This window comes from Frigoribacterium sp. Leaf415 (assembly GCF_001424645.1).
GTDB lineage: Bacteria > Actinomycetota > Actinomycetes > Actinomycetales > Microbacteriaceae > Frigoribacterium.
This window is the reverse complement of sequence record NZ_LMQR01000001.1, coordinates 1,047,170-1,063,219: the sequence shown is the minus strand read 5'-3', so window position 1 is coordinate 1,063,219 and position 16,050 is coordinate 1,047,170. Positions and strand designations below refer to the sequence as shown.

The 16,050-nt window shown below is 70.4% G+C and carries 13 protein-coding genes; 7 read left to right on the top strand and 6 right to left on the bottom strand.

Annotated elements, in window-relative coordinates:
* Positions 1-175: 175 nt before the first annotated feature.
* The 3 genes from ASG28_RS04850 to ASG28_RS04840 are packed head-to-tail and all read left to right on the top strand — an operon-like array spanning position 176 to position 2,267.
* Complete coding sequence (locus tag ASG28_RS04850) at positions 176-1,075, top strand: sulfurtransferase (protein WP_055972626.1); 900 nt, start codon at positions 176-178, stop codon at positions 1,073-1,075.
* The gene (locus ASG28_RS04845; protein ID WP_055972623.1) at positions 1,072-1,515 is read left to right on the top strand and encodes a SufE family protein; all 444 of its coding nucleotides are present in this window, start codon (positions 1,072-1,074) and stop codon (positions 1,513-1,515) included. Before ASG28_RS04850 ends, ASG28_RS04845 begins: the two co-directional genes overlap by 4 nt.
* Positions 1,512-2,267 (top strand): dihydrofolate reductase family protein, encoded by a 756-nt coding sequence (locus ASG28_RS04840; RefSeq protein ID WP_055972620.1) that lies wholly within the window; start codon positions 1,512-1,514, stop codon positions 2,265-2,267. The genes ASG28_RS04845 and ASG28_RS04840 overlap by 4 nt, the downstream gene beginning before the upstream one ends.
* Here ASG28_RS04840 and ASG28_RS04835 read toward each other — a convergent pair.
* On the bottom strand, positions 2,225-3,442 hold the full coding sequence (locus tag ASG28_RS04835) for an alpha/beta hydrolase family protein (protein WP_235477563.1): 1,218 nt from the start codon (positions 3,440-3,442) through the stop codon (positions 2,225-2,227). The two genes, ASG28_RS04840 and ASG28_RS04835, sit on opposite strands and share 43 nt — an antisense overlap.
* Before the next feature lie 111 nt (positions 3,443-3,553).
* Here ASG28_RS04835 and ASG28_RS04830 point away from each other — a divergent pair, with 111 nt between their 5' ends.
* The 4 genes from ASG28_RS04830 (at position 3,554) to ASG28_RS04815 (ending at position 8,972) form a co-directional block, all read left to right on the top strand.
* On the top strand, positions 3,554-4,150 hold the full coding sequence (locus ASG28_RS04830; RefSeq protein ID WP_055972617.1) for a DUF3000 domain-containing protein: 597 nt from the start codon (positions 3,554-3,556) through the stop codon (positions 4,148-4,150).
* A gap of 43 nt (positions 4,151-4,193) precedes the next feature.
* Positions 4,194-5,573, top strand: coding sequence for an HRDC domain-containing protein (locus tag ASG28_RS04825; RefSeq protein ID WP_082454382.1), 1,380 nt, complete (start codon positions 4,194-4,196; stop codon positions 5,571-5,573).
* Positions 5,574-5,646: 73 nt separating this feature from the next.
* Positions 5,647-6,852, top strand: a complete 1,206-nt coding sequence (locus ASG28_RS04820; RefSeq protein ID WP_055972615.1) for a thiolase family protein — start codon at positions 5,647-5,649, stop codon at positions 6,850-6,852.
* Entirely contained in the window at positions 6,849-8,972 is a 2,124-nt protein-coding gene (locus tag ASG28_RS04815) for a 3-hydroxyacyl-CoA dehydrogenase NAD-binding domain-containing protein (RefSeq protein WP_055972613.1), read from the top strand. Before ASG28_RS04820 ends, ASG28_RS04815 begins: the two co-directional genes overlap by 4 nt.
* 80 nt (positions 8,973-9,052) lie before the next feature.
* Here the strand turns inward: ASG28_RS04815 and dxs are convergent, their stop codons facing one another.
* The 5 genes from dxs to dut form a co-directional block, all read right to left on the bottom strand.
* Entirely contained in the window at positions 9,053-10,999 is a 1,947-nt protein-coding gene (gene dxs / locus ASG28_RS04810; RefSeq protein ID WP_055972609.1) for a 1-deoxy-D-xylulose-5-phosphate synthase, read from the bottom strand.
* A gap of 127 nt (positions 11,000-11,126) precedes the next feature.
* Positions 11,127-13,943 (bottom strand): aconitate hydratase AcnA, encoded by a 2,817-nt coding sequence (acnA, locus tag ASG28_RS04805; protein WP_055972606.1) that lies wholly within the window; start codon positions 13,941-13,943, stop codon positions 11,127-11,129.
* 151 nt (positions 13,944-14,094) lie between these two features.
* Positions 14,095-14,853: a DUF3159 domain-containing protein gene (locus ASG28_RS04800; protein ID WP_055972605.1), complete on the bottom strand. Its 759-nt coding sequence runs from the start codon at positions 14,851-14,853 to the stop codon at positions 14,095-14,097.
* 6 nt (positions 14,854-14,859) lie between these two features.
* Complete coding sequence (locus tag ASG28_RS04795) at positions 14,860-15,492, bottom strand: DUF3710 domain-containing protein (RefSeq protein WP_235477865.1); 633 nt, start codon at positions 15,490-15,492, stop codon at positions 14,860-14,862.
* A gap of 83 nt (positions 15,493-15,575) precedes the next feature.
* Positions 15,576-16,037 carry a dUTP diphosphatase gene (gene dut / locus ASG28_RS04790; RefSeq protein WP_055972602.1) on the bottom strand — a complete coding sequence of 154 codons (462 nt, stop codon included), beginning with the start codon at positions 16,035-16,037 and terminating at the stop codon, positions 15,576-15,578.
* Positions 16,038-16,050 lie beyond the last annotated feature (13 nt).

Below are 16,050 nucleotides of genomic sequence, written 5' to 3'. Positions count from 1 at the left end.
GGCGCGGCCTCGCAACGGTGTGGGCGGGGATCTGTGTCAGAGTCGTACGGTTCCCGGGCGACGGTCACGCGGCATGCGTAACCTCGACGGGGCCGACCAGAGGCGATCCTACGCCGCCGGGCGCCACCCGTCGCCCGACGTCGGCTCCACCCCGACACCCGCACAAGGAGACACCATGGCCGTCGAGCACGACACGTCCGCCCGCTTCGGCGAGTACGCCCACCCCGAGCGTCTCGTCAGCACCGAGTGGTTGCAGCAGCACCTCGGCACCCCCGGGCTCGTCGTCGTCGAGTCGGACGAGGACGTCCTGCTGTACGAGACCGGCCACATCGCCGGCGCCGTCAAGATCGACTGGCACCTCGACCTCAACGACCCGGTGCAGCGCGACTACGTCGACGGCGAGGGCTTCGCCGCGTTGATGGCCCGCAGCGGCATCTCGCGCGACAGCACCGTCGTCATCTACGGCGACAAGAACAACTGGTGGGCCGCCTACGCCCTCTGGGTGTTCTCGCTCTTCGGGCACGAGGACGTCCGCCTGCTCGACGGCGGACGGGCGAAATGGGAGGCCGAGGGACGCGAGTACACGACCGACGCCCCCGCGATCGAGGCCACCGACTACCCCGTCGTCGAACGCGACGACAGCGTCATCCGGGCCTACAAGGACGACGTGCTCGCTCACCTCGGCAAGCCCCTGATCGACGTGCGCTCGCCCGAGGAGTTCTCGGGCCAGCGCACCACGGCTCCGGCCTACCCCGACGAGGGAGCCCTCCGCGCCGGTCACATCCCCAGCGCGCAGAACGTGCCGTGGGGCAAGGCCGCGGCCGACGACGGCACCTTCCGGCCGCTCGCCGAACTCGACGCCATCTACCGTGACGGCGCGGGCCTCGCCGACGGCGACCAGGTCGTCGCCTACTGCCGCATCGGCGAGCGGTCGAGTCACACCTGGTTCGTGCTCACGCACCTCATGGGCTTCGAGGACGTGCGCAACTACGACGGCTCCTGGACCGAGTGGGGCAGCGCCGTCCGCGTGCCGATCGTGCAGGGCACCGAGCCCGGCGAGGTGCCGGCCCGGTGACCGACACCGCCCTGCCCGAGGCGCTCGTCGAGATCCGCGAGGAGTTCCTCGCGCTCGACGTGCGCGACCGTCTGCAGTTGCTGCTCGAGTTCTCGAACGAGCTGCCCGAGCTGCCGGCCCGCTACGCCGACCACCCCGACCTCCTCGAACGGGTGGTCGAGTGTCAGTCCCCCGTGTTCCTGTTCGTCGAGGTGACCGACGACCGGGTGCATCTGCACGCGACGGCACCGCGCGAGGCGCCGACGACCCGCGGCTTCGCGTCGATCCTCGCCCAGGGGCTCGACGGGCTCACCGTCGCCCAGGTCCTCGACGACGTCCCCGACGACTACCCGCAGACGATCGGTCTGACCGAGGCGGTGAGCCCGTTGCGGATCCGTGGCATGACCGCCCTGCTCGGTCGCGCCAAGCGCCAGATCCGCGAACGGACCGCCGGCGCGTGACGCTCCGGGTGCTGCACGCCCTCGAGCGCCCGGGCGACGTCGGGCTCGAGCTCGACATCGACGAGGACTCCACACCCGCCCGGATCCGCGAGCTGTACGCCCCGCCCCGCGAGACCTGGCTTCGACTCAACCTGATCGCCGCGGTCAGCGGCGACGCCGCGGGGTCGGACGGCACCTCCGAGACGCTGAGCAACGCCACCGATCGCACGATCCTGGCGGCCATCCGCTCGTTGGCCGACGGCGTCCTCGTCGGTGCGGCCAGCGTGCGGGCCGAGGGCTACCGGGTGCCGAAGTCGTCGCGACTCGTCGTCGTCACGTCGTCGGGCGACCTGTCGGGCCATCGGATGGACCCGTCGGAGGCCGGTCGGGTCGTCGTCGTGTGCCCCGCATCCGCGCGGGTCCGGGTCCGCGAGACCCTCGGCGAGGCGATCTGGGCGGTCGCCACCGTGCTGACCGCACCCGACGACGAGGGACGGTTGGAGCCCGCCGCGATCCTGCGTTGCCTGCGCGACCAGCGCCTCCGTTCGCTCGTCTGCGAGGGCGGCCCGTCGCTCGCCGGCCAGTTCCTGCGGGACGGCCTCGTCGACGAGCTGTGCCTGTCGACCTCGCCCGTCGTGATCGGCAGCGGCCTGCCCGTCTTCGGTCGCGAACGCTTCGACCCCGCGTCGCTCGTGCTCGGCCAGCTGCTGGTCGACGAGCAGAGCACGCTCTACGCGCGGTGGTCGGTCGACGGCGGACCCGCGAGTCGGTGACGACCGAGCCACCCGCTGATCGCCCCCTCGAAGCGCTCGGGGTCGAGGTTCCAGAGCTTCGTGTGCCGCGCGACCTCGAACACCTCGAAGGTGACGAGGTCGGGCCGTGCCTCGGCCAACGCGTGTGACGCGGTCGACGGCACGAAGCCGTCGTCGTCGCTGTGCAGCAACAGCACCGGCAGGTCGAGCTCGCCGGCCCGCGAGACGAGGTCGAGCCGGTCGAAGTCGATCGGCTCGGCGCTGCCGGCCAACCGGCAGAGCAGGGGCGAGCCCAGGAGGCGCAGCACCAGACCCTGGACGACCCGCGGCACCCGCATGGCCGCCCCCTGGTAGGCGAGGGTCGTCCTCCAGTCGACGACGGGCGACTCGAGCACGAGGCCCGAGACGGCTCTGCGCAGGGACGAGCGCGTGGCGGCCTGCAGCACGAGCGCCCCGCCCATGGACCAACCCATCAACACGACGGACGTCGCCCCGCGGTCGAGGGCGAACCGGATCGCCGCCTCGACGTCACGCCACTCGGAGTCGCCCAGGGCGTAGCGGCCGTCCGGCGATCGGGGCGCCTCGCCGTCGTTGCGGTACGACACGAGGAGCGAGGTCAGGCCCTCTCGGTGGAAGACCGGAGCCGCCCTGATCGTCTCGGCGCGGGTCACCCCGCGACCGTGCACCCCGATCATCCACGGACCGACGAGGCCGGCCTCGGCGGGGACGAGCCAGGCGGGGGCCGGACCGACCTCGGTGTCGATCTCGACCTCGTCGCCCGTGAGCCCCGCGTCACGCGGTGTCGGGAACAGCCAGCCTCCGATGCGACCCCGGTGGGCCCGCTCGAGACCGGGCCCGTCGACACCCTCGACGCGACGCTCGACGGACCGGCCGTCGTCGTGGACGACGTCGCCGACCCGGGCGTGGCCACGACCCCGGGCGTACCAGAAGCTGTAGCGACCGGGGAGGCGCGTGTCAGGCGTCGACCGGAGGGTGATCGTCCCGGCGACGGCGTCGTGGGCCTCGATCCGCACGTCGTCACGTCGGCGGCGGGCGGGCGTGACGATCTTGCGGGCGATGGCGACGATCCCCGAGGCGAGGGCGGCGGACGACACCACCACGGTGCCCCCGACGACGATCGAGACGACGGCGACCGGGCCGATGCCCCGTCGCTCGGTGGATGCGGGGCGGTTCACGGGCGACTCCTCGGGCGGCGTGAGGTGGGGTCGAGGGTGACCTGTGGATCTGCTGAGCCGGGCGCGGCGTGCCGCGGGGGTCGCCCTCGGGATCGACCCTAGTCTTCCAGGGTGTCCGAGATCCCCCCGACGCCGACCCGGCCGCCCGCGTTCGCCGCGGCCGTCGAGTCCGTCCGCCGTGCCGCCGCGCGGGATGCCCTCGCCGTGACCGAGATCCCCGCCCCGAACGGCCTCGCCCCCCATGCGCTGGCCCTCGCCGGGGACGTCATCGGTGCGTCCGGCCGCCCCGACCCCGATCTCGGCACGGGCCGCTTCGTGCTGCTCTACGACGACGACGAACCCGAGGCCTGGGGCGGGCCGTTCCGGGTCGTGGGTTTCGCGCAGGCGCCCCTCGAGACCGAGATCGCGCTCGACCCGTTCGTGGCCGACGTCGCGTGGTCCTGGCTCGTCGACAGCCTCGACGCCCGTGGGGCCTCGTACGACCGGGCATCCGGCACCGCGACCAAGATCCTCTCGACCGGCTACGGTGAGCTGGCCAGCCACGGCGACGGGGCCCAACTCGAACTCCGGGCGTCCTGGAGCCCCACCACCACCGACCTGGCCCCGCACATCGAGGCCTGGAGCGAGTTGATCTGCACACTCGCGGGCCTGCCCCCGACGGTCGAGGGCGTCACGCTCCTCGCCTCGCGGCGGGTCGGACGAGACTGAACCACCGGAACAGAACAGCGCCCCCGGAGAGAACAGCGGAGACATGACCACAGCGACATCAGACGAGTCAGCACCCGACGAGTCGGCACCCGACGAGTCGGCACCCGGCGGCTCTGCGCCCGCCGGTTCCGCGCCCGGCGGTTCCGCGCCCGGCGGCTCCGCCTCGCGAGACAGGCGCCCCCGGGTCACCGTCCGACCCGTCGTCGAGACCGCCGACTCGCTGCACGGCGAAGTCACGGTCATCGACGACCGCCCGGGCTACCTGGCCGCCGTCGAGGCGATCCGCGCCGGGACCGGGCCGATCTCGATCGACGCCGAGCGCGCCTCCGGCTATCGCTACTCGCAGCGGGCCTACCTCATCCAGGTGTTCCGACGCGGCTCGGGGGTGTTCCTGCTCGATCCGCCCGCCATCGGCTCCTTCGCCGAACTGCAGGACGTGATCGGCGACGAGGAGTGGGTGCTGCACGCCGCCAGCCAGGACCTGGCGTGCCTGCGCGAGGTCGGCCTCGACCCGAGCCGCATCTTCGACACCGAACTGGGTGCGCGTCTCGCCGGTCTGCCGAAGGTCGGGCTCGGTGCCGTCGTCGAGCAGCTGCTGGGCGTCCACCTCGCGAAGGAGCACAGTGCCGCCGACTGGTCGACGAGACCGTTGCCGCAGAGCTGGCTCGTCTACGCCGCGCTCGACGTCGAGCTGCTCGTCGACCTGCGGGACGCCATGGAGGCGGTGCTCGCGGACGCGGGCAAGCTCGAGATCGCGCGTCAGGAGTTCGAGGCGACCCTGCGGCGCGAGGCCAAGCCGGCGAAGGTCGACCCGTGGCGTCGACTGACCGGACTGCACAGCGTGCGCGGATCCCGGTCCCTCGCCGTGGCCCGTGAACTCTGGCAGGCGCGCGACGACTACGCCCGTGAGATCGACACGGCCCCGGGTCGACTCGTCCCGGACTCGTCGCTCGTGGCCGCCACCAAGGCGATGCCCACCGACAAACGATCGCTCGCCGGCATCAAGGAGTTCGTCGGCCGCGCCAGTCGCAGCGAGCTCGACCGCTGGTTCGCGGCGATCGAACGCGGCCGTGAGACGACCGACCTCCCGTCGCACCGGGGGCCGGCGAGCGACACCCTCCCCCCGCCGCGATCGTGGGCGGACAAGAACCCGCTGGCCGACGCGCGTTACAAGGCAGTCCGCCCCAAGGTCACCGAGATCGCCGAGGGCCTCGACCTGCCGGTGGAGAACCTGCTCACCCCCGAGACCCTGCGGCGGCTCGCCTGGGACCCGCCCATCCCCTTCGACGCACCGACCATCGCGGCCACGTTGGTGGAGCTCGGTGCCCGGGCCTGGCAGGTCGAGGCCGTCGCCGAGGCGGTCGCCGAGGCCTTTGTCGACGCCCACCAAGAGCCCGAGGCGACGGGCGACGGCGCTTCGTAGGATTGCTCGAACGATTCTTGACCCCTCGGTGTCGTCCCTAAGATCGGGACCAGATCCTGACACTGGAGGCAATGTGGCCGAGAGCAACGATGTCGTGTTCGTCGACGGGGTACGCACCCCGTTCGGGCGGGCCGGCGACAAAGGCATGTACTGGCAGACCCGCGCCGACGACCTGGTCGTGAAGGCGATGAAGGGTCTGCTCGAACGCAATCCGTCCCTCCCGCCCGAACGCATCGACGACGTCGCCATCGCGGCGACGACGCAGCAGGGCGACCAGGGCCTCACCCTGGGGCGCACGACGGCACTGCTCGCGGGGCTTCCCCAGTCCGTGCCCGGGTACGCCATCGACCGCATGTGCGCCGGCGCCATGACCAGCGTGACGAGTGTCGCCGGCGGCATCGCCTTCGGCGCCTACGACGTCGCCCTCGCCGGCGGGGTCGAGCACATGGGTCGGCACCCGATGGGGTTCGCTGCCGACCCGAACCCCCGATTCGTCGCCGAGAAGCTCGTCAGCGGCGAGGCCCTGAACATGGGCAACACCGCGGAGCGCATCCACGACCGGTTCCCCCAGCTGACCAAAGAGCGGTCCGACCGCTACGCCCTGCGATCGCAACAGAAACTCGCGGCCGCCTACGACGCCGGCCAGATCCAACCCGACCTCGTCCCGGTGGCGATCAGGACGGATCAGGGCTGGGGGTTGGCCACGCGCGACGAGGCCCCTCGTCCCGAGACCACGATGGAGGGGCTGGCCGGGCTTCGGACCCCCTTCCGGCCGCACGGCCGCGTCACCGCCGGCAACTCGTCCGGACTCAACGACGGGGCGACGGTCAGCCTGATGGCGTCCGGCGCCGCGGCGAAAGAGCTCGGACTCACCCCCAAGATGCGCCTGGTCAGCTTCGCCTTCGCCGGCGTCGAGCCCGAGATCATGGGCATCGGCCCCGTTCCGTCCACCGAGAAGGCGCTCCGGAAGGCCGGGCTCTCGATCGACGACATCGGCCTCTTCGAGCTGAACGAGGCGTTCGCGGTGCAGGTCCTCTCCCTGCTCGACCACTTCGGCATCGACGACGACGACCCGCGCGTGAATCCCTGGGGTGGTGCCATCGCCGTGGGCCATCCCCTCGCGTCCTCGGGCGTGCGGCTCATGATCCAGCTCGCCCGCCAGTTCGAGCAGCACCCCGAGGTGCGCTACGGCCTCACGGCCATGTGCATCGGCCTCGGCCAGGGCGGCAGCGTCATCTGGGAGAACCCCCACTACTCGCGGAAGGCGGCGCGCGCATGAGCTCGGCGACCGAACAACTGACCGAGCTGTCGGCCGACGAGGTCGTCACGCACTCCTACGTCCGCGACGTCCCGTTGCCCTCCGGCGGCGTCCTCGCCCTCATCACCCTTGACAACGGTCGCGACCACACCCGGCCGAGCACGCTGGGGCCGGCGACGCTGCACGAGTTCGGGGCGACCCTCGACGCCGTCCGCACCCGCGCCTCCTCAGGTGAGATCGCGGCGATCGCCGTCACCGGCAAGCCCTACTTCCTGGCGGCGGGCGCCGACCTCAGCAAGGTCAGCGCCATCCCCAGCCGCGACGTCGCCCGCGAACTCGCCCGGCTCGGGCACGCGGTGCTCGGCAAGCTGCACGACGCCGCGGTCCCCACCTTCGTCTTCGTGAACGGCCTCGCCCTCGGGGGCGGCGTCGAGATCGGCCTGCACGCCGACTACCGGACGGTCGACTCGTCGGCGGCGGCCATCGCCCTGCCCGAGGTCTTCCTCGGCATCATCCCCGGCTGGGGAGGGGCCTGGCTGTTGCCGAACCTGATCGGCATAGAGAACGCGCTCAAGGTCGTCATCGAGAACCCCCTGAAGAACAACCGCACGCTGCAGCCCGCCCAGGCGCTCGAACTCGGCATCGTCGACGTGATGTTCGGCCCCGCGTCCTTCCTCGAGGACAGCATCCGGTGGGCCGACGGGGTGCTGACCGGCCGCGTCACCGTCAAGCGACCGAACCTCCCGGGCAAGCTCGAGCGTGCGGTCAAGTGGGACGTCGCGATCTCGGTGGCGCGCAAGTCGCTCGAGTCCAAGATCGGCACCGTCGCGAAATCGCCCTATGCCGCACTCGACCTGCTCAAGGCCGCGAAGAACACCGACCGGGCGACCGGCTTCGCGGCGGAGGACGAAGCACTGGCCGACCTCGTGGCGGGCGACCAGTTCCACGCGAGCATGTACGCCTTCGACCTCGTCCAGAAGCGCGCCAAGAAGCCCGCCGGAGCCCCCTCCCCCGACCTCGCCCGAAAGATCGGCAAGGTGGGCGTCGTCGGTGCCGGCCTCATGGCGAGCCAGTTCGCCCTGCTCTTCGTCCGGCGCCTGCGCGTCCCGGTCGTCATCACCGACCTCGACCAGGCCCGGGTCGACTCGGCGCTCGCCCGCATCAGAGGCGAGATCGACGAGTTGCAGGGCAAGGGGCGCATCTCGCGCGACGAGTCCAACCGCCTCAAGGCGCTGATCACGGGCACGACCGACCTCGCCGACTTCGCCGACGCCGACTGGGTCATCGAAGCAGTCTTCGAAGAGCTGTCGGTCAAGCAAGAGGTGTTCGCGAACGTCGAGGCCGTCGTCTCGGACACCACGGTGCTGGCGACCAACACCTCGTCGCTGAGCGTCGAGCAGATCGGGGCGCGCCTCGCGCATCCCGAGCGCCTGGTCGGGTTCCACTTCTTCAATCCGGTCGCGGTGATGCCCCTCGTCGAGGTCGTCAAGACACCGGCGACGGATGACGAGACGCTCAGCACGGCGATGGTGACGGCGAAGGCCCTCCGGAAGAACGCCGTCATCACGGCCGACACCCCTGGTTTCGTGGTCAACCGCCTCCTGGCCAAGTTGCTGGGCGAGGCCATGCACGCCGTCGAGACGGGGACGCCGTTCGAGGTGGTCGATCGAGCGACCGCCCCGTTCGGCCTGCCGATGACGCCGTTCGAGCTGCTCGAGCTGGTGGGACTGACCGTCGGGGCGCACGTGCTCGACACCCACCACGCCGCGTTCCCCGACCGGTTCTTCGCCAGCGAGGGACTGCACCGTCTGGCCGAGCACGGCACCATCTTCGAGCGGGACTCGAAGGGCCGTCGCAAGGGGTTCGACAAGAAGGCCGTCGCCCTCGCCGCCGGGCCGGGCACGGCACTCACCGACGACGAGCTGCGCATCCGCATCGAGGACGGCCTCGCCGACGAGGTCGGTCGCATGCTCGACGACCACGTGGTCGCCGCCGCCGAGGACATCGATCTCTGCTTGATCCTCGGAGCCGGGTACCCGTTCCAGATGGGCGGGGTCACGCCGTACCTCGATCGCGTCGGAGCCTCACGGCGCGTCCGCGGTCGCGACTTCCACGAGCCGGCCATCCGCGGCGTCGAGTAGCCCATCGACGTCGAACGCCCCGTCTCGGACGAGACGGGGCGTTCGACGTCGATCGGTGTGGTGTGCCACCGCACCGGGACTCAGTCGTGTCGGGCGTCCTCGTGCCTCGTCGCGGCGGCGGTCTCGTCCAGGGGCCTCGCGACGGGGATGCGACTTCCGAGCACCTGGGCCACGACGTCGCGAGCGATGTGCTGCGGGGTGAGGCCGGCCTCTTCGAGGATCTCGGCCCGGGACCCGTGCTGGAGGAACTCGTCGGGCAGACCCAGCTCGGTCACGGCCGTGTCGACGCCTGCGCCCCGGAGGTCCTGCCGCACTCGGGTGCCGATCCCGCCGACCCGGACTCCGTCCTCGATCGTGATGACGAGTCGGTGGTTCGCAGCGAGTTCGATGATGCTCCCCGGCACGGGGACGACCCATCGCGGATCGACGACCGTGGCACCGATGCCCTGGGCCTCCAGCCGTTCGGCGACCTCGAGTCCGATCCCGGCCATCGGGCCGACGCAGACGATGAGGACGTCGTCGTGCCCCGCGCGACGCAGCACCTCGACACCGTCCTCGAGACGTTCGACGGCTTCGTGTTCGACGCCGACGGCGCCCTTGGAGAACCGGATGACGGTGGGAGCGTCGTCGACCGCGACGGCCTCCCGGAGTTCTTCGCGGAGGCGTGTCGCATCGCGGGGTGCAGCCAACCGGATGTGCGGCACGATCTGCAGCAGCGCAAGGTCCCACATGCCGTGGTGGCTCGGACCGTCCGGCCCGGTGACGCCGGCCCGGTCGAGGACGAACGTGACCCCCGCCCGGTGGAGGGCGACATCCATCAACACCTGGTCGAAGGCGCGGTTCACGAAGGTCGCGTACAAAGCGACGACGGGGTGGAGGCCGCCGAACGCCAGACCCGCAGCGCTCGTCACCGCGTGCTGTTCGGCGATGCCGACGTCGAAGACGCGCTTCGGGAACCGCTCGGCGAGCTTGTGCAGGCCCACGGGACGCAGCATCGCGGCCGTGATGCCGACGACCTTCTCGTCGTGCTCGGCGATGTCGACGATCTCGTCGGCGAAGACCGACGTCCACGACGGCGAGGTGGCCGTCTCGAGGGGCTCTCCCGTCTCGGGATCGATCTGCCCGACCGCGTGGAACTGGTCGGCCACGTCGGCGCGAGCCGGATCGAACCCCCGGCCCTTCTCGGTGATCGCGTGCACGATCACGGGGGCGCCGTAGTTCTTCGCCTGGAGGAGGGCTTCTTCCATCGCCACCTGGTCGTGGCCGTCGACTGGCCCGATGTATTTGATGTCGAGGTTCGAGTAGAGCGCTTCGTTGTTGGTGAACCGGCTCAGGAAACCGTGCAGTCCACCCCGGACACCGCGGTAGACGGCGCGACCCGGGTGTCCGAGCCGGTCGAAGACGGCGCGGCTGCCGACGTGGAGCTCACGGTAGGCCTGGCGGGTGCGGACGGTGTTGAGGAAGCGGGCCATGCCGCCGATGGTGGGGGCGTACGACCGGCCGTTGTCGTTCACGACGATGGTGAGACGGCGGTCGTTGTCGTCGCTGATGTTGTTCAGGGCCTCCCACGTCATGCCCCCGGTCAACGCGCCGTCGCCCACGACGGCCACGACGTGCCGGTCGTCGCGGCCGGTGAGCTGGAACGCGCGGGAGATGCCGTCGGCCCACGAGAGAGAACTCGAGGCGTGTGAACTCTCGACGATGTCGTGCTCGGACTCTGACCGCTGCGGGTAGCCGGCGAGACCGCCCCGGAGGCGGAGCGCGGAGAAGTCCTGCCGACCGGTGAGGAGTTTGTGGACGTACGACTGGTGGCCGGTGTCGAAGACGAAGGCGTCGTGTGGCGAGTGGAAGACACGGTGCATGGCCAACGTCAGTTCGACGACGCCCAGGTTCGGCCCGAGATGGCCCCCGGTCTTCGACACCTCGGTGACCAGGAACCGGCGGATGTCGGCGGCCAGTTCGACCATCTGTTCGTTCGTCAGGCGGTCGAGGTCACGAGGCCCCGTGATCGTCTGCAACAGGCTCATGCTGGCCTTCCCTTTCGGCCCTCTCGGGCATCCCGCCAGTCTAGGCACGCGACCGGCGAGAACGCCGTACGACCCCCGGACGATGCGGGTGATCGTCCGGGGGTCTGGTCGGTGCGGGTTCTGTCGATCAGACCAGGCTGCGCAGGACGTACTGCAGGATGCCGCCGTTGCGGTAGTAGTCGGCCTCGCCCGGGGTGTCGATGCGCACGACGGCGTCGAACTCGACCGGCTGCTTGCCCTCGGGCGAGTGAGCGGTCGGAGTGGCGGTCACGTGGACCGTCTTCGGCGTCGTGCCCTCGTTCAGCTGCTCGATCCCGGCGATGTCGATCTGCTCGGTGCCGTCGAGTCCGAGCGACTCCCAGCTCTCACCCTGCGGGAACTGCAAGGGGACCACGCCCATGCCGATGAGGTTCGACCGGTGGATGCGCTCGAAGCTCTCGGTGATGACCGCCTTGACCCCGAGCAGGCTCGTGCCCTTCGCGGCCCAGTCCCGGGACGATCCCGAGCCGTACTCTTTGCCACCGAGGATGACCAGGGGCGTGCCCTGCTCTTGGTAGCGAGCACTGGCGTCGTAGATGAACGACTGCGGGCCCTCGGCCTGCGTGAAGTCACGGGTGTAACCACCCTCGACGCCATCCAGGAGCTGGTTCTTGAGGCGAATGTTCGCGAACGTGCCCCGGATCATGACCTCGTGGTTGCCGCGACGGGACCCATAGGAGTTGAAGTCCTTGCGGTCGACGCCGTGCTCGTCGAGGTAGTGGCCAGCCGGGCTGTCGACCTTGATCGACCCGGCGGGGCTGATGTGGTCGGTCGTGACCGAGTCGCCGAGCTTCGCCAGGACGCGGGCGCCCCGGATGTCGGTGACCGGGGTGGTCTCGATCGTCATGCCCTCGAAGTACGGGGGCTTGCGGACGTAGGTCGACTCGGAGTCCCACTCGAAGGTGGCACCGGTGGGAGTCGGCAGGGAGCGCCAGCGCTCGTCACCGTCGAACACCCCCGCGTACTCGTGGGTGAACATGCCGGTGTCGATGGACGAGTCGATCGTCTCCTGCACCTCGGCGGCGTCGGGCCAGATGTCCCGCAGGTAGACGTCGGTCCCGTCCTCGGCCGTGCCCAGGGCGTCGTTCTCGAAGTCGAAGTTCATCGACCCGGCCAGGGCGTACGCGATGACGAGGGGCGGGCTCGCCAGGTAGTTCATCTTGACGTCGGGGTTGATGCGACCCTCGAAGTTGCGGTTGCCGGACAGGACGGCCGTGACGGCCAGGTCGTTGTCCTGCACCGCGGTCGAGATCTCGTCGAGGAGGGGGCCCGAGTTGCCGATGCAGGTCGTGCAGCCGTAACCGACCGTGTAGAAGCCGAGGTCTTCGAGGTAAGCGGTCAGGCCGGCTTTCTCGTAGTAGTCGGTGACGACCTTCGAACCGGGCGCGAGGGTCGTCTTGACCCACGGCTTGGCCTTGAGGCCCCTCTTGCTGGCGTTGCGGGCGAGAAGGCCCGCGGCGAGCATGACGGAGGGGTTCGACGTGTTGGTGCACGACGTGATGGCTGCGATGGCGACCGCACCGTGGTCGAGGGTGAACGTCGAGCCGTCACCGAGGGCGACCGAGGTCGGCTTGGACACCTTGGCCGGGGCGTGCGACGTGTGCGAGATCGAGTGCGGCTGGGCCTCGTCGTCGTCCTCGGCGGTGAAGCCGATCGGGTCGGACGCGGGGAACGTGCCCTCGACCGCGGCGTCGACGTGCGAGTGGTCCGTGCTGGCGTAGTTCTCGAGGTCGACCTCGAACTGCGACTTGGCCTCGGTGAGCTCGATGCGATCCTGCGGGCGCTTGGGCCCGGCGATGGACGGGACGACCGTCGCGAGGTCGAGTTCGAGGTACTCGCTGAAGACGGGCTCGGTCGACGGGTCGTGCCACAGACCCTGAAGCTTGGCGTACTGCTCGACGAGGTCGATCTGCTCGTCCGAGCGCCCGGTCAGACGCAGGTAGTCGAGCGTCACGTCGTCGATCGGGAAGATCGCCGCCGTCGAACCGAACTCGGGGCTCATGTTGCCGATGGTGGCGCGGTTGGCCAGGGGGACCTCGGCCACGCCTTCGCCGTAGAACTCGACGAACTTGCCGACGACGCCGTGGCGACGCAGCTGCTGGGTGATGGTGAGCACCACGTCGGTGGCCGTCACGCCGGTGGGGATCGAGCCGGAGAGCTTGAAGCCCACGACCTTGGGGATCAGCATCGACACGGGCTGACCGAGCATGGCGGCCTCGGCCTCGATGCCGCCGACGCCCCACCCGAGCACGCCCAGGCCGTTGACCATGGTCGTGTGGGAGTCGGTGCCGACGAGGGTGTCGGGGTAGGCCTGCAGCACCCCGCCGACCTCACGGCTGTAGGTGACGCGCGCGAGGTACTCGATGTTGACCTGGTGGACGATGCCCGTGCCCGGCGGGACGACCTTGAAGTCGTCGAAGGCCGTCTGCCCCCACCGGAGGAACTGGTACCGCTCGCCGTTGCGTTCGTACTCGATCTCGACGTTGCGCTCGAGGGCGTCCTCGCTGCCGAACAGGTCGGCGATGACCGAGTGGTCGATGACGAGTTCGGCCGGTGCCAGCGGGTTGATCTTGGTGGGGTCCCCACCCAGCTCGGCGACGGCCTCGCGCATGGTGGCGAGGTCGACGATGCACGGCACGCCGGTGAAGTCCTGCATGACCACGCGCGCCGGCGTGAACTGGATCTCGGTGTCGGGGTCGGCGGTGGGCTGCCACGAGCCGAGTGCCCGGATCTGGTCGCCCGTGACGTTCGCACCGTCTTCGGTGCGGAGGAGGTTCTCGAGGAGGACCTTGAGGCTGAACGGAAGCTTCGAAGAACCCTCGACCGCGTCGATGCGGTAGACCTCGTAGTCGGTGGACCCGACCGTGAGGGTGTTCTTCGAGCCGAAACTGTTGATTGCAGACACGTGCCGTCTCCCTTGCTGACTACGCCCTCATCTTGGCCGGTGCGCGCGACGCCCACCAGCGAGGTCAGCCTAAGTCCGCGGGGTGTCCCCGGGGCCGATCCCAGCGGTTTGTCTCGATGTCGAGACAAAACATAGCACCAGGAGGCGCGGGTCAGGCCGAGGGGCCCCGCGCGTCGTCCGCCGCCTCGCGTCCTCGATAGACCGTCCGGACGAGGAGCCAGGTCACCCAGAGCAGCCCGGCGTACAGGGGAACGCCCATGACGAGTTTGAGCGTGCCGAGCAGCGCCACGTCACCGGCAAGCCAGAGGGGCACCTGGACGGCGAGGCGTGCGGCGAAGAGCCCGGCCCACAACCACGTGGCCAGGACGAGGACGCGCCTTTTCGCCCGATCGGCCCGCCAACCCGTGCCCTCGTTCGTGAGGAGTCCCACCACGATGCCGATGAGGGGCCAGCGCACGGCGATGCTGACCAGCATGGCGGCGAGCGAAGCGGCGTTGATGAGCAGCCCGGGGACGAAGTTGTTCTCGGCCCGGCCGGAGAGCAGCGCGATCCCCGCGGAGAGGGCGATGCCGAAGACGCCGGCGAGTGCCTGGGCGACCGGGCCACGCTGGACGGCCCGAGCGACGACGAATGCCACGGCCAGGACCAACGGGATGAGGACCGACGGCACGACGTCGCGGGTGATCGTGTAGACGACCACGAAGCCGAGGCCGGGGACGATGGACTCGACGAGCCCGCGCACCCCACCGATCGCCGTCAGCAGCGCAGCCGCCGTGGGCACCTCGCCGGGGGCGACCTGGCCGATGCCGGCCCGCCGGGCGGCGGCCTGCAACTGAGCCGCGAGCGACACCCGGGGGTCGTCGAGCGGCGACGGATCAGCCGGGTCGGGCCGCTCGTCGGACGCGGACACGTCGGGTCAGACGACCGAGGGCGTGGTGCCCGGGGCGTCGGTCGGGCCGGCCTTCGGCATGGCCAACGGGATCAGCTCGCGCGGAGGCATGGGGGTCGTTCCGCGGACCACGACGATGCTGCGGAAGAGCTCTTCGATCTTCTCCGCGGCCTCGCCCTCGTGGGCCGCGTCGCCCGCGATGACGCCGCGGAGGAACCATCGAGGACCGTCGACGCCGATGAAGCGCGCTCGCCTGGTCGTGCCGGGGTCGCCACCCATCACCGGGATCTCGGCGCGGACCTCGGGGCCGAACGGCCCCACGACCTCGGCCGTCGTACCGCCCTGCTTCTCGATCTGCTCGCTGATCTGCCCCCGGATCTCGTTCCAGAGACCCGTCGTGCGCGGCGCGGCGAACGGCTGCACCTGCAGCGTCGACTTGGCGAAGTCGAGGCCGACGGCGACGACCCGCTTGCTTCCCTCTTCGACCTCGAGCCGGAGGTGGAGCCCCTCTCGGGGCAGGATCTTGACGCCACCGAGGTCGACGTACGGACGGACGGGGTTGGCCTCGGTCTCGTCCAGGGGGCCGACGTCGGCACGGTCCTCGGGTGCCGACTTCGAGTCGTCGAACACCTCGACCTCTGCGTCGTCGAGGGACTCGATGTCGATCTCGACGTCGTCGACGTCCGCCGACTCGACGTCGATCTCGACCGCGGCCAGTTCTTGCTCGCGGCGTTTGGACTTCCTCACGCGGTGCCTCCTGGGTTGTGTGCGTATCCGGTGGAGCCGTGCCCGTCGGCCCCTCGCACGCTCTCGGGGAGCGTCGCGACGGGGACGAAGGTCGCGCGGACGACCGGCATGATGACGAGTTGGGCGATCTTGTCGCCGACGGCGACGTGGTGCTCGGCCTCGAGGTCGGTGTTCAGCAGCGAGACCTTGATCTCGCCGCGGTAGCCGGCGTCGACCGTACCCGGGGCGTTCACGACGGTGATGCCGTGCTTCGCGGCCAGTCCGCTACGGGGCATGACGAACGCGGCGAAACCGTCGGGCAGGGCGATGGAGACGCCCGTGCCGACCAGGGCGCGGTGCCCGGGACGCAACACCAGGTCTTGTGTCGAGAGCAGGTCGGCGCCGGCGTCGCCCGGGTGGGAGTACACGGGCACCGAGGTCGCCTCGGCGGCTATGAGGACGTCGAGGGTCTGAGGCACGTGTCGAGGGTAG

What these genes read in the sequence shown, in the direction of transcription:
- ASG28_RS04815 (WP_055972613.1), top strand. Translation starts at nt 6,849, where the DNA reads ATGAGCTCGGCGACCGAACAACTGACCGAGCTGTCGGCCGACGAGGTC.
- ASG28_RS04850 (WP_055972626.1), top strand. Translation starts at nt 176, where the DNA reads ATGGCCGTCGAGCACGACACGTCCGCCCGCTTCGGCGAGTACGCCCAC.
- dxs (WP_055972609.1), bottom strand. Translation starts at nt 10,999, where the DNA reads ATGAGCCTGTTGCAGACGATCACGGGGCCTCGTGACCTCGACCGCCTG.
- ASG28_RS04825 (WP_082454382.1), top strand. Translation starts at nt 4,194, where the DNA reads ATGACCACAGCGACATCAGACGAGTCAGCACCCGACGAGTCGGCACCC.